The sequence below is a fragment of the Intrasporangium mesophilum genome, assembly GCF_054783095.1.
This window is the reverse complement of record NZ_BAAGRF010000004.1, coordinates 431,996-449,987: the sequence shown is the minus strand read 5'-3', so window position 1 is coordinate 449,987 and position 17,992 is coordinate 431,996. Positions and strand designations below refer to the sequence as shown.

Sequence of the window (17,992 nt, the reverse complement as noted above, 5' to 3'; positions counted from 1 at the left end):
GATGTCCGAGGGACCGTCTGTGGTGGGCCCATGGGCCCGTTGACCGTCCGTCCCGTATGCCGGTGGGCCGGGACGGTCGTGACGCGCCGTCAGGCCGCGGCCGTGGTCCGGCCGGCGAAGGCGGCGAGGCGGTCGAGCGCGTTCGCGTCTGCGGCGGGGAAGACCTCGTCGCCGAAGGCGGTTCCCCTACCTCCGGGCACGACCTGCTCGGCGAGTGTGGTGACGTAGGCGACGAGCTCGTCGGAGGCGACGATCGGCGTGCCTGCGCCCTGGGCGAGGTCCCACGCGTGCAGGAGCAGCTCGACGTTCAGGACGGCCGCGAAGAAGGCCGCAGGCATCTCGCCCTCGCCGTACTCGACCGTGCCGTCGGTCCCACGGGCCTTCCAGGCGTCGATCGCCTCCATGCCCATGACCGCGAGCTTGGCCTCGAGGGAGCCGGAGGCCGGCGTCGTCACGGTGCCCCCGGCCATCCCACCGAGCTGCGTCAGTGACCCGAAGAGGTGCTCCGCGACGTCATGGCAGGTGTACTCCGCACACGGGGTCTGCTTCTGCTGGTCTTCGGTGGTGAGGCGGCGGGCTACAGACTGCAGGACGGCCAGCGATGCCTCCGCAGCCGACAGCTCGTCGAAGCCGTCCGGCCTCGCAGCCCACTCGTCGGCCCCGGCATCGACGGCACCGGCGGCCACCGTCTCGAGCCTGCCGAGGTAGTGCGTCCAGCCGTCGCCGTGCGAGGCGGCCTGGTCCGCGTTGAGGAATCCGGTGTGAGTCAGGGTGAGCTCGGTGCCGCCCTCCACCGGCGTGAGCGTGACGGTCACTGTGGACGTGTCCGCGTCGAAGCCCTCCTGGCCCTCCCAACCCCAGCCGAAGACGACTCGCCGGCCCGGCTCGATCTCCTGGAAGGTCCCCACCGCGGTGTGCCCCGGGACGATCGTCCACCGATAGTCGCCACCGACACGCAGGTCGACGCGCGCGGAGATGGCGTGCCAGCGACGCAGCCGCTCGGGCTCGGTGACCAGGGCGAACGCCTCGTCGGGGGTGACCGGCAGCAGCACGGTCTTGGTCAATGTCTCTGGGTGGTCGTTCATGGTGCAGCAGCCTTTCGGGCATTGAGGGAATGGGCGTCGCCGACGAGTCGGTCGAGCTCGGTGGTCCAGAACCGGTCGATCTCAGCCTGGAGGCGGCGGAGCCCGGCCGGCACGACGTGGTAGACGCGCGTCCGGCCGACCTTGTCCGCCTCGACCAGGCCGACCGAGGCCAGCAGCAGCAGGTGCTGCGAGATGGCCGACCGGGTCGAGGTGAACTCCGCGGCGATCTCGCTCACGGTGCGTGGCTGCGACGCGAGCATCTGCAGGATCCTCCGGCGGTTCGGCTCGGCGGCAGCGGACAGGGCGTCGACCACCCGAAACACGTTAGTGGTGACTAACGCATCGTCGCAAGGGACTCGAGCGCGGCAGGACGGCGCCCCAGGCGCCGAGGCGTCGCTAGCCGCTCACGCGCGGAGCACCGCGAACACGTGGTAGACCATCCACGCGGGCCAGAACAGGCCCTGGATGATCGCGAGGACGTACTCCCAGAATCCGTCGGCCTGCTGCCAGAAGTAGACCCACGCCCCGAAGATGCCGAGGGAGTAAAGCGCTCCGCCGCCCGCGGCGGCCCTCGAGCTGCTCATGCCGGTTCGCCTCCTGTGGTTCGTGCTGTGCCCAGAACTGCATCGTCGCACCGTGACCACCGCCGCGCCGTCACACCTGTCGAGCTGGTGCGTCTTTCTCTGCAGGTACGTCGCAGAGAGGAGTCCCATGGGCGAGGGGACACCCGGCACCGGGGGCCGGTCCGGAGACCGTGCAGGCTGTCGCTGCCTGCACCGCGGAGGGCTCCGGTGCATGGGCCGCTCGAGCGGTCTGAGGGCGACGGGCGACGGCACAGGGCGGGCCCGCGCGGCCCGCGTGCGGGGCGCGCGGGTCGAGTCCTGCCGAGCCTGTCCCCACCCCCGATGAGCGAGGCGACCGCTTCCGTCGTCGTCCCGACCTACAGCGGCGCCCACCGCCTCCCGGCCTTGCTCGATGCCCTGTCGGAGCAGGACTTTGCCGACTCCTGGGAGGTCGTCGTCGCACTCGACGGGGTCCACGACGAGACCCCCGAGCTGCTCGAGGAGTATGCCGCTCGCCTCCCGTTGCGCACGGTCGTCTCCGTCGCCCCGCGGGGACTGTGCGCCACCCTCAACGCCGGGTATGCCGCTGCCCGCGGGCACGTCCTCATCCGCTGCGACGACGACCTGTCGCCGGCCTCGGACATGGTGCGCCGCCACGTCGCATGGCATGAGTCCACCACGAGCCCGGTGGGTGTCATCGGGCTCACGCGGGACCTCTTCGACGACACGCCCTACGCGTCGAGCTACGGACGTCCGGCCAACGAACGCCACCTCGCAGCGGCATACGCGCGCGATCCCGACCGGCGCTGGATGCACTGGGCGGCGCACAACTCGCTGACCCGAGAGTCGTGGGAGCGCGTCGGCGGCTTCGACACCCGGTTCCGCTACCGGGAGGACGGCGACCTGGGTCTGCGGCTGCACCAGTCCGGCGTGTCCATCGTCATCGACCCGGCCCTCGAGATCGGTCACCGAGGCCCAGCAACGAGTGCCCGGGCGCGGGCATCGAGAGCGTTCGTCTCGGGGTCGAGTCGTCGACTGTTCGAGGCCGTGCACCCGGAGTCCGGCTCGGGGGAGGGGTCTCCGGACGGCAAGCGTGCGGGCGCTTGGCATGCCGCCACCGCGGCGGTGGGCGAGCTGGTGAGAACACCGAGTGGCTTCGGACGGCTCGGCGCGCTCCTGGATCGAGCCCCGGATTGGGTTCCGAGCCGGATGCGGGGCAGGCTCATCGCGCTCGCCGTCGAGGCCGCCGGCCGCGCCGGCTACCGCCACGGTCACGACGACGCCGACGGGTTCCGCTCGCAGAAGCGACTCGAGATCGCCACCGAGCGAGCGCGGTAGTGGTTCGCGTCGCTCGGGGGTGGATGACGGCCAGGTCCGGGGAGTTCTCTGTGCACCCCGTGCGTGACAAGCTCCCCGACTTTGGCCCCGGAAGGTTCTCCCGACGCGTATGCGCAAGCTCGTGTCACAGTTGGGCCGCTCGCGCGTCTCCCACAATGGCAACGGTGGTCCCATAGCTACAGGAGGAACGTATGCGAACGCTGGCACCGGCGCTGAGCGCCGACAACCAGGGTGACAAGAGCAACCCAGGGCCTCTGGGCAAGTCAGGCCCGTCGACCATGTCTGCGAGGTCCGCGACGTCGGCGTCAGGCTCGAGCTCTGATGGGGACGGAGACTAGTCGGACTCCCGGCTCGCCTGGAAGATCTTCCGGAGCACACCGACAACACGTCTGAGGGGCTCCGCCGATGGTCGGCGGAGCCCCTCATGGTCGTGTCCAGGTCAGGACGTCAGATGAAGTAGGTGAGCGTGACCATGCCCGGGCCTCCGTTGTTGCCCGGAAGGCCACCGTTGCCCGCGCTGGTCACGGTGCCGTGCGAGGCGACGACGCAGCCCGCCCCACCGTAGTAGTCGCTACCCGCCCCGCCTGGGCCGCCCGCCCCGGCGATTTCGTAGTTGCCGTTGATGATCGTGTCGATGATGTTCGCTCCACCGGCACCGCCGCCGGCGTAGCCACCGCCACCGGCACCACCGGCAACCGAGAGGTACCACGATCGGGAGGTGCTGTCGATCCAGATGCCATCCGCAGTCCCGCCGACGGCATCTCCGCCGTTGCCGGGGTATGCGTTGGTGCCAGCGTTGCCGGTCACCCAGTAGTGCTGCTGGCCGCCGAAGGAGGGGACGTTCTGGCCGGAGCCCCCGCCGGCGCCCCCGCTCGCGCCGACAGCGCCGCCGCCGCCCGATGCTCTGACCCAGTAGTTGCTGTTGAAGTTGTTCGTCAACAGTCTGTTCGTGCCAGCGCCGCCCGGAGCAGTCCCGCCCTGCCCTCCTGAGGATGTCCAGGAGTCAGACCCGTCACTGGCCCAGACCATTGCGCCGGAGCCGCCGCCTCCTCCGGCTACGACAATGGGCGACCCGGTCACGCCGCCCAGCAGGATCGCGCTCCCGCCTCCGCCGGCCCCGCCGCGCCTGGACTGGACGGTCGTGTACCCCGGCGGAACGGTGCTGATCATGGGGTTGCCGCCGTTGCCAAAGCCAGCCCCGCCGCTCGTGCTTGTCCCTCCACCAGCCGCGATGAGCGTGATGGTCTGAGCGCCGCTGCATCCGTAGAGATTGAAGCTACCGGAGAAGCTGGACCCTGAGCCGCCATTGGCGCTCGAGTCCGCTCCTCGCCCCCCGCCGCCGGAGATCGTGTAGGTGACGCAGTGCACCCCGGCGGGAATGTCGAACGTCAAGACCCCGCGGCTCGCGCCGCTTCCCGAGATGCTCTTCTGCGTGGGCACGCCGCTGCAGGTGGCCGCCTGGGCGGCCGGTGCCATGACCAATGCGGGCACCGTCCAGGCCACACCTGCTGCGACCGTGCGTCGTGAGATCTTCGCGGGCCCGAGCTTGTAACCCCTCGGTCCTCCTGTTCCATGGTCCGGTCCGTTGGCTGGTCCGTGCGACGACTGGTCGCGCATGAGTCCTCCACATCGATGGCTGCGACCCTCGGGGACCGGCCTGGGCCGGGCATGACGTCGTCAGCAGCGTTCACCCGTGGCTCGGCTCGAGCAGTCCGCCCGCACGAGCCACCAAGCCACCTGTCGGTGGGGATGACGTGGGAACCCGGCGAGGATGTCGCTGGACGCGCCACCGTCTTCGTCCGTGGACGGCGTCACCGCGGTGCGGGTCCTGACGCGCAGCCGTCGGTCAGTGGGCGGTCTCGCCCGGGGCGGCGACGGCCCTGACGGTCCGGCCCAGGATGAGCAGGTCGCCGACGAGGGAGTAGTTCTCGACGTAGGACAGGTCCAGGCGCACGGACTCGTCCCACGAAAGGGACGATCGTCCACTGACCTGCCACAGCCCGGTCATGCCGGGCTTGACGAGGAAACGCCGGTGGACGTGGTCGTCGTAGGTGTCTACCTCGGACTGCAGCGGTGGACGAGGCCCGACGAGGGACATGGTGCCCGCAAGGACGTTGAGCAGCTGCGGCAGCTCGTCGAGGCTGAAGCGGCGCATGACCCGTCCGATCCCAGTGACCCGAGGGTCGTCCCTCATCTTGAAGAGGACGACGTTGCCCGAGTCGCGCTCGACATCGAGCAGCGAGGGCAGCAGGTCCTCGGCCTTGTCGACCATGGACCGGAACTTGAGCATCTGGAAGGTCTCGCCGTCGAGGCCGACCCGGGTCTGCCGGAAGAGGATCGGTCCCGGCCCCGACCGCCTGACGAGGACGGCGAGCGTGAGCAGCAGCGGGCTGATCGCGAGGAGGCCGACCGCGCTGCAGACGATGTCGGTGGTCCGCTTGGCGAAACGCTGGCCATAGGTCATGCGCGGTGTCTCGACGTGGATCAGTGGCAGCCCGGCCACCGGACGCGTGTGGATCCGGGGACCGGCGATGTCGACGATGCTCGGGGCGAGGACGAGGTGCTGCTGCCCGGACTCGAGCGCCCAGGAGATCTGCTTGACCTTCAGCGGTGGCAGCTCGTCGGTACTCGTGACGGCCACCGTATCGGCGCCGCTGACGGCCATGACCACGTCGACGTCGTCCACGGTGCCGAGCACCGGGATCGCCGTCCCCGGCACGCGACGTTCGCGGGTATTTGAGGTGAGGCAGGCGGCCACGACGACATAGCCCGACTCGGGAGCCCGGCCCAGCTCGCTCGCGATCTGCGCGACCGAGCGTGCGGACCCCACGAGGACGACGCGGGCGCTGTAGCGCCCAGCTCGGCGTTGCCGGACGAGCCACCGGCGCCACATCCAACGGGACGAGAGCAGGAGCGCGAGGCCCAGGGGCAACGAGCTGAGCAGGTAGCCGCGCGCGACGTCGACATGGAGCAGGAAGGCGATGATGGCGACCCCGCCGAAGACGCGGAAGCTCGCGTCGACAACCTTGCGGTACTCCGTCGAGCCGGCGCCGACGACCCGGTCGCCGCGCGACTCGGCGAGTCCCAGGGTCCAGAGCCACGTCAGCGCAAGCACCACCGACACGAGCGTGTACGAGAGCCCCCGGATGTGGCTGTCCTCGCGCATCGAGACCGGGGCGCCGAACGAGCCGAGCCAGCCCAGCTGCACGGCGAAGACGGCCCCGCCCACCACGAGGGAGTCCGTGAACCGGATGCGGCGCGTGAGCCGGGTCCGCCACTCGGGGTTCCCGGGATGGGGCGGGACCGTGCCTGCCGAGGCCTGCTCGGCGGCCCCCGCCGCGCTCGGTCCCGCCCGTCCCGTGTCGATCGTCATCTCACTGCTCTCGTGACCGGCCCTCCCCCGAGGGCGCCTGAACGGACTGTGTGGCCGCTCGCACCAGCCGATGTCACCTGGGAGACCGCGATGACTCACACGTGTGAATGAGACGCACGGCCGGTCTGCAAATGACGCGGGCGTGCATTCACGCGAGGCGAGCAGCCGGGACAGCCGGAGCTACCGGCGCTCGACGAGGCCGGCCCCGGCCAGCTGGTCCAGGAAGGCCACTAGGTCCTCGGCACCGACCGCGTGGGTCACGACGCCCGAGCCGTCCGAGCCGTCCGAGCCGCCCGAGCCGCCCGAGCCGCCCGAGCCGTCGGTCGTCTCGCCCGTGCCACGCAGCCGCTGGACTCGCTCGACGATGTCCTGGGCGGTAGAGCTCTGCGCCGACTCGGTGAGGGCGACCCACACCAGCCAGGCCGACCCTTCGAGCGCCACCGGCGAACCGTCCGGAACGAGCGTCAGCCAGGCCACCGCCAGCTGGTCACCGACCTCGGAGCCGTCGACCCAGGCGACGTCGGGCGCGCACCGGTACCGCTCAGGCATCGCCATCTCCTCGAGGCAGACGGCCGGCGCGGCGGACGACCAAGCGGCTGAACAGGGCACGCGCACCGCTGCGGGTGCGGACGGCATACGCAGCGGCCAGCTCGCGGCTGCTGGGCGCGTGTCCGAGCCGAAGCTCGAGATGGGTGCGGTTGACGACGACGATCCGGCGCAGGACCGTCCCGCGCTCCCGGAGGGAGCGGGCTGACCTCCATCGCGCCGCCCATTCGGCGAGCCGTTCGTCCGCGGTCGTCGTGCCAGACCACCACTGCCACAGATCGTGCTCGGGGTTGCCGGCGAACCGCTCGAGCTCACCGACGGCGGCAGCGAGCGCGACCTCTGCTCCGAGATCGCGGGCCAGGACCCGCACTGCCCGTTGGCGCACAGCCGGCGAGGCCGCCCAGGCCGCCGGCACCTCGCGACCGTGTGACCGCGCAGCGTGGAGGGTGAGCACGAGCACCTGGCCCGTCAGATCGGGGACCCAGCACCGACGCGCCGCGATCAGCAATGGCTGCCGGTCAGCCCACAGCCGCTGGAACACCTCGTCGGCCCCCCGGGTCGGACCGGGAAGGCGGCGGTGCACGTCGGCGAAGGTCCAGACGGGGTGGCGGTAGTTGGCCGCGTGCTCGAAGCTGGATCCCTCCGCGAAACCGGTGTAGAGGCTCCAGCCGTGTCGTGTCAGACCGGCCAGGAAGCGCTCCAGATGAGCCGGCCGCACCAGCACGTCGGCGTCGGTGGAGTCGCGCGGCGCCAGCCCGAGTTCCTCGCTCTGCGCCGGGCCTTTGAGATGGATCAGGTCGACGCCCACCTCGTCGGCGACGGCCTGGAGCTGGGCGTGCGTCAGCCGAACCGTGGCCCACAGGGGGACTGGAGTCGAGCTCATGACGGGCCTGTTCTCGGGTCGATATCGGGTCGGCTGCGATCGCGAGGGCGTAGCATCTCCATGAGCAGTCACTCGTGTGAAGAGCCGCAAACACAGTGTAGGCGCCGCTTGGCTGCGTCTCAGCCTTTGCGGATCCCGTTTCGCCCGCGCCGCCCCTCATGGAGCCCCGTACATGTCAACCCACCTGAGTCCTGGCACGACCGCGGTCGCGCTGGACGTCGCCGGCCTTCGCTGGCTGGTCGACCTGTCCGCCTACGGCGACGAGACGGGGTCCGCGCTGGCCGGCATGGTCGTCCACCTCTGGTGCCGCTCCTGCGTCGTCCCGGTCGGCGACGAGCCGGTGGTCCAGGTGGTGCCAGGCGACTGGGCGTATGCCGTCCCGCCCGGGATGGAGCGCATCGTGGCCCCCACCGACCGCGCCGCCTTTCCCTATGCGTTCTCCCGCGCGCTGACTCGGCTGACCATCCTGCGTCGTGCCGGCTCGGCGGTGCTGCTGCACGCCGCTGGTGTGGCCTCGGCCGATGGCGATCGGGCTGTCGTGCTCGCGGCGCCGTCGGGGACCGGGAAGTCCACGGCTGCGCGCACGCTCGGGAGGCATTTCGGCTACCTCTCCGACGAGCTTGTCGTCATCGAGCCCGACCTACGGCTCAGCTCCTACCCGAAGCCGATCTCTGTCGTGGCCGGCGACCGACCCGGCGACAAGGACGAGTGGGCTCCCGACGAGCTGGGACTTGCACCGACCCCGGCACGTCGCCCCGGTCTCGCAGCCGTGCTCCTGCTCCGCCGGGATGCCGCCGTGTCGGCGCCGACGCTGCGCCGACCCGGGCTGGTCGACGCGCTGCTCGACCTCGTGCAGCAGTCCTCGTCGATCTGGCTGCTCGACCGGCCGCTCGAGCGCCTCGCCCAAGCGGCCGTCCGCGGTGGCGGACCGTTCGAGCTCGGCTACTCCGAGATCGCCTCGTGCCGCGACGTCGTCGCCGGCCTTCTGGACACCAGTGACGGGGAGGACGACGAGCGACGGATCCCTCCGGAATACCTCACGCACCCGCCCACCGACGACACTGCGTGGCGTCCGACCACGCACGGTGCGTCCCCCACCTTCACCGAGGCCGATGCTGCGGACCGCTTCGTCCGGGCACCATGGTCGGACGCTGTCGAGGTCAACGGGGAGGTGCTGCTCCTCCTCGGGCCGCAGCCGGTCCGTCTCACGGGGCTCGGAGCGTCCGTCTGGCTCGCGGCAAGGGAGGCCGCGACTCTCGAAGAGCTGGTCGCGGCGGCCGTGCGGGCTCACGGGCCACACCCGGACGCCGGCGACCTCGTGGGCGAGTTCGTGCGTGAAGCCGTCGCCAGCAACGTCCTCCTCCGCGTCGAGCCGGTCGCGGTCGTGATGCCATAGAGTCCGGACCGGAAAGGGGCGCGATGGGGCAGCGGAGCTCGCCGACGAGCCACGACGTGGCGCGTCTGGCCGGCGTGGACCGGTCGACGGTGTCCATCGTGCTCAACGACCCCCAGACGAGCCGCATCACTGCGGCGACGAAGCAACGCGTCCTGGACGCCGCCGCGGAGCTCGGCTACGCGCCCAACGCCGCGGCGAGCCAGCTCCGCGCCGGCGCATCGAAGACGATCCTGCTCCCCCTGTCGTCCGTTCCCTTCGACCCGACATCCGACGCGTTCCTCGGCGGGGTGATCGAGGGCGCCGACCTGCACGGCCGGCAGGTGCTCATCCACGGCTCGCGGTCGACCAGTGGGACAGGCGCCGCGCGGGCCTGGGCACGGCTTCGCCCCGAGGTCCTCATCGCGACGGCAGACTCGCTGCCGAAGGATGCGATCCAGATTCTGCTCACTGCCGGGGTCAAGGCGGTGGTCCGCCTCGGTGCCGAGGACGGTTGGGGCGCCCATGGCGTCGACTACCGCCCCCGACTCGTCGCGCGACTCGCGGCTGAACGCCTGACCACTCTGGGAGCCGACGAGGTGGTGGTCGTGACTCGAACAGACCGGCTGCCAGGTCCGGAGCTGGGCCTCGTCGACGCCTTCCGTGAGGCCGTTTCGCCTCGGCCCGTCCGGGTCGTTGCAGCCACACCCGACGGGGCGGCCCTGCGTGATTGGACGCGGTCGCGGTCGGGCCGGGAGGGGCGTGCCGGCATCTTCGCCCTCGACGAACAGCTCTCGTGCGCGATCCGGCTCGCTGTGATGGAGGCGGGCGTGGCTCCCCAGCCGGCGCTGGTGGCCGTCGGCCCCAGGCCCTCGCCCGGCGCGGCCGCCCTGCCGTACAGCATGGTCGGCTACGACCCGGCCACGCTCGGTCGCCAGATCGTCGCCGCTGCGGTCGACATCGTCGCGGGCCGGTCCGTCGCCATGCCGCGGCCCGACTATGTCCTCCTCCCAGGCACCGAGCTCGACGACGATGCAGCGGCGAGCGCGATGCGCGTGCCGGATGCCACCGGGACCGCCGGCCGGGCCCCGACTCGTCGGCATACTCGCAGGACGGCGGCGGGCGCGGCCCGCCGTGTCGGCTCAGGTGCCGGTGCGACGCACACCGATGCGGTCGGCACCCTGGAGGACGCGACGGGCCATCCGGCGCGGACCGAGTCCTTCGATGCCGTTGCCGAGCGGGTTCAGCGGCGGCGCAAGGGTCCCCGCGAGCTCGACTCCGAGGACGACCGGGCCTGAGTCCGCCCTCCCGCCGCCACGCCGGCGGCCAACGACGGACTGATCGCAGTCCCACTCGCGTCACAACCGGCCCAGTCCTGCGTCTACCCACACGTGTGACGAATGCTGTCACACGTGTGATCAAGCCAGCAGGAGGCACGGCATGCACGCCGACCCAGCCATCCATCGTGGCGTCCGGCCCCGGACCCAGGCACCCAAGGTGACCCTCGCGACGAACAACGGCGACATCGGCGGCGGCGAGGTCATGCTGCTCCAGATCGCTGACGCGCTCGATCGGCTCGCGGTCGATGTGACCGTCGTGGCGCCGACCGGCCCGGACGACGTGGCTCGCGCCGCGGAGGCGAAGGGCCTGCGCACGGTGCGGCTGCCCGCATCGGGCCGGCGCGCGTGGATGCGCGCGCTGCGGCGGTGGGACCGACGCGAGCGACAGGGCGTCCTGTGGTGCAACGGCCTCGTGCCCGCGGTGGCCACGAGTGGCCACCCGGGCCGGATCGTCCACCTGCACCAGGAGCCAGGCAGCACCGTCCGCCGACTGGCCACCGCCGCTGCTCGCTGGGGTGCTCTCGACACGCTCGTGCCATCGGAGTCGATGCTCGGCTCGGTGCCAGGCGCGAGGGTCCTGCCCAACTGGACGGGCCCCATCGCCGCCACTCGTGGAGTGCGACCGCCGTCCGAGCAGCTCAAGGTGGGCTTCCTCGGTCGGCTGTCCCTCGACAAGGGCGTGCAGGTCCTGGCGGAGGCGATGTCGCTCCTCGATCGGCGTGCCCCTGGACGGTTCCGCCTCGTGCTCGGCGGCGCGCCGCGGTTCGTCGACGCCGTCGAGCGCGACGCCGTCGAGCGTTCGCTCGTGCCGGTCGCTCACCTCGTCGAGCGGCTGGGCTGGGTCGATCCGGGCGATTTCCTCAGCAGGGTCGACGTGCTCGTGGTCCCGTCGCTGGTCAAGGAGTCCTTCGGGCTTGTCGCGGCCGAGGCGATGGCGGCGCGAGTCCCTGTGGTCGTCAGCGACGCCGGTGCCCTGCCGGAGGTGGTGGGAGATCGCTCGCTTGTCGTCCCGGCCGGTGATGCGACGAGCCTCGCCTCCGTGCTCGCAGGCGTCCAGGAAGGACGCTTGAGCACTGCCACGGAGCAGCGGTTCGAGCGATGGGCGGCGCGCTACTCACCCGACGCGGGCGTGGACCGTGTGGCGACCGTCCTGCGCGAGCTGGGTATGCCGTCCCGAGCGCGACTGCGGCAGCAGGCCGTGCCTGCCTAGCGGAAGCACGTTTCGGGCAGGGCGGGTGGCCAGTCGGTCACCCGCCCTTTCGTGGTCGGGGTGCCGCCCATGGCGGTCTCCAGGGAGTCTGGCCGGCGAGGCGAGCGAGCCCGATGCCGACCACGACGAGGCTGGTCGGGGCGAAGAAGACCTCGCCGAGCCGGGTCGCACAGCAGAAGACGACCAGGGCCGCCGCGCCGACCAGGGCCCCGTCCCTGTCGATCCTGCCGGCGTCGCGTCGTGAGAGGCCGAGGGAGCTGAAGGCGTAGATCGCGATGACGGCGACCAGCATCACGACGCCCCCCTCGACTCGCAGGGCGTCGTACGAGTTGTGGAAGAACCACTGGCTGCCCTCGAGCTCGACGACCGCCTGGCCGAGCCCGCGGCCGTACCAGGGTGCACCGGCCGCCTTCAGCGAGGCGGCGAGGTCGATTCGTGAGCGCAGGGCGTCAGAGCCCGACCGGTCGTCGGCGTAGTGGCCGACCTCAGCGAGGTTGCTGTTCGCATAGCCGAAGGCGAGCGCGAGCGCGACGCCGAGCACGATGCGCCCCGGCCGGCGCAGCCAGGGAGCGATGGCGAGCCACACGATCCCGACGAGGTATGCCGCCATGCTCGTCCGCGAGTCGGTGCCGACCAGGCAGGCGGCACCGCCCAGCAGGATTGCGACTCGCTGCCACGGGCGGCGGGCGACCATGGTCGCGAGCAGCGGCACGACGGCATAGAAGAGTCCGCTGGCGTTCTTGTCCTGGAGGAAGCCGGTCAGCTTGCCGGCGTACTCGTCCGGGGCGACGCCGGCATAGAAGAGGACGACGTTCAGACCGGCCGCGACGAGCAGCCCCTTGAGGGCGGACCCGATGTCGATGCGTCCGCTCGCGAGGAACCCCGCCATGACGAGCAGCACCGCGACGTTGGTCAGCCGGCGCGTGAAGTCGGCTCCGTTGGACCACGACTCCGCGGCGGCGAAGCACAGCAGCGCCGCGGTGATCACCGGAAACCACTGGACGGGCCGCAGCGACCGGGTCGGCCGGCGGCACAGAGCAAGACAGATGAGAGCGATGACGGCGGCCTGCCCCGTCGGGACCGGCAGCCCCGCGGCCCCGACGCGCACCACGAGCAGCCCCATCAGCAGCGCATCGCTGATCCGCGCCGAGTGCTGGGCGGGGACCAGCCGCCCGGCGACGCGGGTCGGGGCGTCGCTCGGCGGCGGATCAGTCCTGAGTCGGCTGACATCGGTCGCAGGCACGGCTACTATTCTCGCAGAGTTGTCACACGTGTGACCACGGATTGATCGCGCGGGATGTGACGGGTCGGCCTGGAGTTGCACGCCCGATGTCACAGCAAGGAGAGGCACAGTCACCGTGACCGTCATCGACTTCGTCACGCTCACCCGGAGAAGCTGGCGAGCCCTCGTGGTCGCCGTCGTGCTCGGGATCGCGGCCATGGCCGGGGTCTCGGCAGCGACGCCACCGACCTACGAGGCCCAGTCCACCGGGTTCATCGCGCCGGACCAGGCCGGGGTGATCGGCGGCTCCGACTCCGCCATCGCCCGGGCCAACTCCTACCTTCCCCTCATCTCGAGCCGGCCCGTGCTGGACAAGATCCGCGAGAACCCGAAGGTCGACAGCGGGGGCCAACCGCTGGCGGGGCGTCTGAGCGCTGCCCTCGTGCCCGGGAGCACGCTCATCGAGGTGAGCGCCTCGGCCTCGACGCCGGCAGCGGCCGTCGCACTGTCCAACGGCGCTCTCGAGGCGCTGGCCGCGGTCATCGACGACATCGAGTCGAAGGGCTCCAGGGCGACCGCGGAGACGATCCGGGTCGTGCCACTCGAGAACGCCGGCGAGCCGACGTCGCCCAGCAGCCCGAAGTGGAAGCGCAACCTGCTCGCCGGCGCCGCCGCCGGCCTGGTTGCGGGCTATCTGTGGGTCTTCCTGCGTCGCGCTCTCGACGTCCGCCTCCGGCCTGACGACGACCTCAACCTGCTCGTCGGCTCAGGAATCCTCGGACGGGTGCCGAAGCTCGGCAAGCGAAGAGGAAGCTCCAGGGGCATCACGACGACGGACGTGCTGGCCCAGGAGGCCATCCGTCAGGTGCGCACCGGGCTCCGCTTCTCGAGCGTGGACAAGGAGGTGCAGAGCATCGCCGTCACCAGCGCCAACCAGAGCGAGGGGAAGTCGACGATCTCTGCCGCTCTCGCCAAGGCGATGGCGGAGTCCGGGCAGCCGACGCTGCTGGTCGACGGGGACCTGCGTCGCCCCTCGGTGACCTCGATGCTCGGCATCGACAGCACCGTGGGACTCAGCGAGGTGCTCAGCTCTCAGGTCGCGGTCACCGATGCGATCCAGGGCACCGACTGGCCCGGACTGTTCGCCCTGCCCTCCGGGCGCATTCCGCCGAACCCGTCCGAGATGCTCGGCTCCGAGGCCATGCGCGCCCTGGTCAAGGAGCTGAGCCAGGACTACTGCGTGATCGTCGACGCACCGCCGTTGCTGCCGGTGACGGACGCGGCGCTCATCAGTGTCGTCGTTGACGGCGTCGTGCTCGTCGCCGCCAGCGGTCGCACCAGGAAGCCGGAGCTCCAGGCCGCCCGGCGCATCCTCGACCAGGTCAGCTCCCGAGTCCTCGGTGTCGTGATGAACCTCGTGTCGCCGCGCGAGGGTGAAGCCGGCTACTACTACCGCAAGAGCCGGAGCTACTACACCCGACAGCCCGACCTGACCAAGCCCAAAGGCCGCCGCCGTGCCCCATCGGCTCGTGCCGAGCGCCGCGAGCGAGCGGCGGTCTCGTGAGGCTCCTGTTCGTGTGCCAGGCCAACATCGCCCGGTCGGCCGGTGCGGCGGCGCTCGCCCGGGCGATGGCACCCGCGACGACCGCCTGGACCGTCGACAGCGCGGGCGTGTCGGCCCTCGTCGACCATCCGATCGACCCGGTCATGGCCGAGGCTCTCAGCCACCGCAGCGTGGATGCTTCCGCTCATCGGGCGCGCCAGCTCTCGGCGCACCTGGTCCAGGAGGCCGATCTCATCCTCACGTTCGAGGCTGCCCAGCGCGCCTGGGTGCTGGCGCAGCACCCGGCCGCAGTCCGTTCCACCTTCACGGTCCGCCGTGCCGCTCGCATCCTCGCCGACCGCCCGAGGCACGGCGAGCCGCTCGGCTTCCTCGCTCACGACCGGGCGGCGTACGGCCCCGACGACGACTTCCCGGACCCGTACGGCCACGGCCTGGGGGCCGCCCGCCGGGCGGCCGGGGAGATCGAGGACTTGTTGTGCGTGATCCTGCCGGCGCTGGGTGCGGCCGACGAACGGTCGCGCTCGCGGCTCGCCGAGGAGCTGGCCTCGTGAGCCACACCGAAGCCGTCTCGGTGGTCGTGCCGCACTACGGCGACCCGGCCCACGCGCTCGCCCTCGTGGCGCAGCTGGCCGCCCAGCGCGATGTGGCCGACCTCGAGATCGTCATCGTCGACGACGCCTCCCCGATGCCGTACCCCGACGACGAACGCGTCGTCCTCGTGCGTCGCCAGGCCAACGGTGGGTTCGGTGCCGCGGTCAACGCCGGTGCCGCTGCTGCGCGCCACTCGCTGATGCTCATCCTCAACAGCGACGTGTCGATCCAACCGACCTTCGTCGCCGACCTGTGCCGAGCCGCTTTCGCATGGCAGCCCGCTGTCGTGGGCCCGGCCCTCGTCGGCCTCGGCGGGCAGACCCAGTGGGCTGGCCGGCACGACCCGAGGACCCATCACCAGGTCGTCGAGTGGCTCACCCCTCTGGCCCGGTTCCGGTCGGCCCGGCTCATGCACGAGGCGGTCGGCCATGACACGCGGTGCGTCGTCGGAGCGGTCCGGCCCGTGGACTGGCTCGTCGGGGCAGCGCTGCTGCTGCCGACCGCAGCCTTCCGCGACATCGGCGGGTTCGACGAGGGCTTTCACATGAACTGCGAGGAGGTCGATCTCCAACGCCGGCTCCGGCGCCACGGCATCCCTTCGGTGTTCGTCGGCACCGTCGCGGCCACGCATGCCGGCGGCGGCTCGTCCGGTGATGACCACCGGCGGCCCTGGCTCGTGGCCTCGCGCCTCCGGTACGCCCAGAAGTGGCACGAGCACCCACGCCGGCTGCGCGCATCGCTGACCGCGGCATCGCTGGTCAACGCGGTCGTCAACGGCGCGCGCCAGCTCGCCGGTCGCGACGTCGACGCCCGCGGCGTGCTCGCACAGGAGCTCGGCTACCTCTGGCCGAACGGCAGCGCTGCCCGGTGACGGCTCAGGCTAAGCACCGGGTCCTTGTCGTCAGCCCCGCGTTCCACGGGTACTGGGCGGCGATGACGGCCGCCCTCGAGGCGCTCGGTCACGAGGTCGTCGCGCACTGCTACGACACAGGAGGGGGGCTCGTTGCCGACGCGCGGAACGCCTTGGCACACCGGCTCCCTGGGCGCAGCATGCGCGCCGGGGTGCAGAGCCGGCTCACCGAGCGCGCCGTCGCCGCACTCCGGGACGCCCGCCCCACCGCCGTCCTCGTGGTCAAGGGCGACCGGCTCGGCGACCAGTGGTGGGAGGCAGTGCAGGACTCGGGAGCTCGCGTCGTCGTGTGGCTCTACGACGAGCTCAGCCGTATGACCTACCGCATCGACCGGCTTCGCGATCTCGGCTCGACGGTCAGCTACAGCAGGCGCGATGTCGCCACCCTCCGGGACGCCGGTGTGGACGCAGGCTTCCTCCCGGATGGGTTCGACTCGCTCACCTCCTTCACGCTCCACCCCAGTCCTGCCGTGACCTTTGTCGGCGCCCGCTATCCGGAGCGCGAGCGCGTCCTGCGACAGGTCGCGTCCAGAGGGCTTCCGGTGGCGGCATACGGGCGTGAGTGGTCCCGGCACCCCTGGGACGTCGTGCGCACTGGGAAGTACCAGGGCTCCGGTCTGGCGGCCCACCGTGACCTGTCGCGACCCGACTACTACGGCGTCATGGCCGGCGGCCTGGCAACGCTGAACATCCATGGCCAGGGACACGACGGCTTGTCGATGCGGACGTTCGAGGCCCCCGGCGTCGGCGCCTTGTCGCTCGTCGACCGTCCTGATGTCGCGGAGCACTACGACATCGGGAGCGAGACCCTCGTCTTCACCAGCGACGACGAGCTCGTCGAGCACCTCGGTCGCGCTCAGCGGGAGCCGGCCTGGGCCACAGCGGTTCGTGAAGCCGGCCGGAGGCGAACGCTCGCCCAGCACACCCTCGTGCACCGGATGGCGGAGGTCGCGCGGCGATGGGCCTGACGATCCCCGCGGATCTGGACGAGTGGCGGCGCTGGCAGCGCAGCCGCACCCGGATCCGTGCCGCCAGGGCCGCGATCCGCCGGACCCCTCCGCCCGAGCTCGTCCTGCTGACCCAGGGGCACGAGCCGGCCGCGCTGTTCGCGATCGACGCGACCACGCCGACTGCCGTGGCCTCGCTCGCGGCGCCGATCCAGCACCTCGGCGCGGCGCCAGTCGCCGTCCTCGCGGTGGGCGACGTCTCACCGGTGCTCCCGGGCCGGTGGGTGGTCCACCGGCTGGACCCGTCGCGCACCCTTCCGACTCAGCTCCGCGGCGTCCGTGCGGTGGTGGCCACGGGCCACTTCCTTCCTGCGGGAGCCGCTGCCCATGACTGGTCCCGGCAGCTGGGCGCGACGTTCGTCGTCGTGCAGCACGGGCTGCTCACGCCCTACGCGCCACCGCTTCCACGTGACTCTCACCTGCTGGCGTTCAGCGACGCCGACGGCCGGTTCTGGGCTTCCGGTCGCTCCGACGTGCACCTGGAGCCCGTCGGCAGCCAGCTGCTGTGGGACGCCGCCCAGGTGGGCGCGCAGGTGGAGGCCGGCGCACGTCCGGTGTTCCTCGGGCAGCTTCACGGCGCCGAGCTCTCCCGCCGCATCTCGGCCGTCACCGCGGCGCGGTTCTGCCGCGAGACCGGGGCCGCCTACCGACCACACCCCGCCGAGACCGATGTCCGCTCTCGGCTCCAGCACGAGCGGTGGCGCCGCGCCGGGATCCGGCTCGCCCCGCCCGGCTCCCTTCGCGACCAGTGGCACCCGGTCGTGTCGATCTTTTCGACGGGTGTCCTCGAGGCAGCGGCCATGGGCCTGCCCGCGTGGGTCACCTGCGCCGCGCCGCCGCACTGGGTCCGCGACTTCTGGGAGCGCTATGGCCTCGCTCTCTGGGGCGGCGCGCCGACCGCGCCGCCGCCGGTCCCGGCCGGGTGTCCGTCACAGGCGGTCGCTCGGCGCGTCTCTGCCATCGTGGAGGGAAGAAGTTGAACGTCCTG

Annotated in this window: 18 protein-coding genes; 10 read left to right on the top strand and 8 right to left on the bottom strand. The window is 71.6% G+C overall.

The features are described from left to right. Positions 1 to 89: 89 nt before the first annotated feature. The 3 genes from ACYVLP_RS05470 to ACYVLP_RS05460 form a co-directional block, all read right to left on the bottom strand. Positions 90 to 1,085, bottom strand: coding sequence for a TIGR03086 family metal-binding protein (locus ACYVLP_RS05470; protein ID WP_460626324.1), 996 nt, complete (start codon positions 1,083 to 1,085; stop codon positions 90 to 92). Then, complete coding sequence (locus ACYVLP_RS05465; RefSeq protein ID WP_452268380.1) at positions 1,082 to 1,399, bottom strand: ArsR/SmtB family transcription factor; 318 nt, start codon at positions 1,397 to 1,399, stop codon at positions 1,082 to 1,084. Before ACYVLP_RS05465 ends, ACYVLP_RS05470 begins: the two co-directional genes overlap by 4 nt. A 90-nt stretch (positions 1,400 to 1,489) precedes the next feature. Beyond that, positions 1,490 to 1,669 (bottom strand): hypothetical protein, encoded by a 180-nt coding sequence (locus tag ACYVLP_RS05460; protein ID WP_452268379.1) that lies wholly within the window; start codon positions 1,667 to 1,669, stop codon positions 1,490 to 1,492. Between the two features lie 321 nt (positions 1,670 to 1,990). Here ACYVLP_RS05460 and ACYVLP_RS05455 point away from each other — a divergent pair, with 321 nt between their 5' ends. Further along, positions 1,991 to 2,986 (top strand): glycosyltransferase family 2 protein, encoded by a 996-nt coding sequence (locus ACYVLP_RS05455; RefSeq protein ID WP_460626323.1) that lies wholly within the window; start codon positions 1,991 to 1,993, stop codon positions 2,984 to 2,986. A 447-nt stretch (positions 2,987 to 3,433) separates the two neighbouring features. Here ACYVLP_RS05455 and ACYVLP_RS05450 read toward each other — a convergent pair whose 3' ends face one another. Next, a complete protein-coding gene (locus tag ACYVLP_RS05450) occupies positions 3,434 to 4,378 on the bottom strand; it encodes a hypothetical protein (protein WP_460626322.1) in 945 nt (314 codons plus the stop codon). On the opposite strand from ACYVLP_RS05450, the gene ACYVLP_RS05445 reads away from it, so the two are divergent. Then, positions 4,365 to 4,538 (top strand): hypothetical protein, encoded by a 174-nt coding sequence (locus ACYVLP_RS05445; RefSeq protein ID WP_460626321.1) that lies wholly within the window; start codon positions 4,365 to 4,367, stop codon positions 4,536 to 4,538. The genes ACYVLP_RS05450 and ACYVLP_RS05445 overlap by 14 nt on opposite strands. 294 nt (positions 4,539 to 4,832) lie before the next feature. On the opposite strand, the gene ACYVLP_RS05440 is transcribed toward ACYVLP_RS05445, so the two are convergent. The 3 genes from ACYVLP_RS05440 to ACYVLP_RS05430 form a co-directional block, all read right to left on the bottom strand. Beyond that, positions 4,833 to 6,359 carry a sugar transferase gene (locus ACYVLP_RS05440; RefSeq protein WP_460626320.1) on the bottom strand — a complete coding sequence of 509 codons (1,527 nt, stop codon included), beginning with the start codon at positions 6,357 to 6,359 and terminating at the stop codon, positions 4,833 to 4,835. Positions 6,360 to 6,539: 180 nt separating this feature from the next. Further along, on the bottom strand, positions 6,540 to 6,908 hold the full coding sequence (locus ACYVLP_RS05435; protein WP_460626319.1) for a hypothetical protein: 369 nt from the start codon (positions 6,906 to 6,908) through the stop codon (positions 6,540 to 6,542). Then, complete coding sequence (locus ACYVLP_RS05430; RefSeq protein ID WP_460626318.1) at positions 6,901 to 7,788, bottom strand: nucleotidyltransferase family protein; 888 nt, start codon at positions 7,786 to 7,788, stop codon at positions 6,901 to 6,903. Before ACYVLP_RS05430 ends, ACYVLP_RS05435 begins: the two co-directional genes overlap by 8 nt. Before the next feature lie 172 nt (positions 7,789 to 7,960). Here ACYVLP_RS05430 and ACYVLP_RS05425 point away from each other — a divergent pair, with 172 nt between their 5' ends. The 3 genes from ACYVLP_RS05425 (at position 7,961) to ACYVLP_RS05415 (ending at position 11,710) form a co-directional block, all read left to right on the top strand. Beyond that, positions 7,961 to 9,184, top strand: a complete 1,224-nt coding sequence (locus tag ACYVLP_RS05425; protein WP_460626317.1) for a hypothetical protein — start codon at positions 7,961 to 7,963, stop codon at positions 9,182 to 9,184. 23 nt (positions 9,185 to 9,207) lie between these two features. Next, entirely contained in the window at positions 9,208 to 10,458 is a 1,251-nt protein-coding gene (locus ACYVLP_RS05420; RefSeq protein ID WP_460626316.1) for a LacI family DNA-binding transcriptional regulator, read from the top strand. A 142-nt stretch (positions 10,459 to 10,600) separates the two neighbouring features. Further along, on the top strand, positions 10,601 to 11,710 hold the full coding sequence (locus ACYVLP_RS05415; protein ID WP_460626315.1) for a glycosyltransferase family 4 protein: 1,110 nt from the start codon (positions 10,601 to 10,603) through the stop codon (positions 11,708 to 11,710). 37 nt (positions 11,711 to 11,747) lie between these two features. Here the strand turns inward: ACYVLP_RS05415 and ACYVLP_RS05410 are convergent, their stop codons facing one another. Beyond that, a complete protein-coding gene (locus ACYVLP_RS05410; RefSeq protein ID WP_460626314.1) occupies positions 11,748 to 12,953 on the bottom strand; it encodes a hypothetical protein in 1,206 nt (401 codons plus the stop codon). Positions 12,954 to 13,068: 115 nt separating this feature from the next. On the opposite strand from ACYVLP_RS05410, the gene ACYVLP_RS05405 reads away from it, so the two are divergent. From ACYVLP_RS05405 to ACYVLP_RS05385, 5 genes are read left to right on the top strand one after another with little or no spacing between them, the layout of a single operon-like run. Then, positions 13,069 to 14,496 (top strand): tyrosine-protein kinase domain-containing protein, encoded by a 1,428-nt coding sequence (locus ACYVLP_RS05405; protein WP_460626313.1) that lies wholly within the window; start codon positions 13,069 to 13,071, stop codon positions 14,494 to 14,496. Continuing rightward, positions 14,493 to 15,047: an arsenate reductase/protein-tyrosine-phosphatase family protein gene (locus tag ACYVLP_RS05400; RefSeq protein ID WP_460626312.1), complete on the top strand. Its 555-nt coding sequence runs from the start codon at positions 14,493 to 14,495 to the stop codon at positions 15,045 to 15,047. Before ACYVLP_RS05405 ends, ACYVLP_RS05400 begins: the two co-directional genes overlap by 4 nt. After that, a complete protein-coding gene (locus ACYVLP_RS05395; protein WP_460626311.1) occupies positions 15,044 to 15,958 on the top strand; it encodes a glycosyltransferase in 915 nt (304 codons plus the stop codon). Before ACYVLP_RS05400 ends, ACYVLP_RS05395 begins: the two co-directional genes overlap by 4 nt. After that, complete coding sequence (locus ACYVLP_RS05390) at positions 15,955 to 16,965, top strand: CgeB family protein (RefSeq protein ID WP_460626310.1); 1,011 nt, start codon at positions 15,955 to 15,957, stop codon at positions 16,963 to 16,965. The genes ACYVLP_RS05395 and ACYVLP_RS05390 overlap by 4 nt, the downstream gene beginning before the upstream one ends. Further along, positions 16,956 to 17,984, top strand: coding sequence for a hypothetical protein (locus tag ACYVLP_RS05385; RefSeq protein WP_460626309.1), 1,029 nt, complete (start codon positions 16,956 to 16,958; stop codon positions 17,982 to 17,984). The genes ACYVLP_RS05390 and ACYVLP_RS05385 overlap by 10 nt, the downstream gene beginning before the upstream one ends. Positions 17,985 to 17,992: the final 8 nt, after the last annotated feature.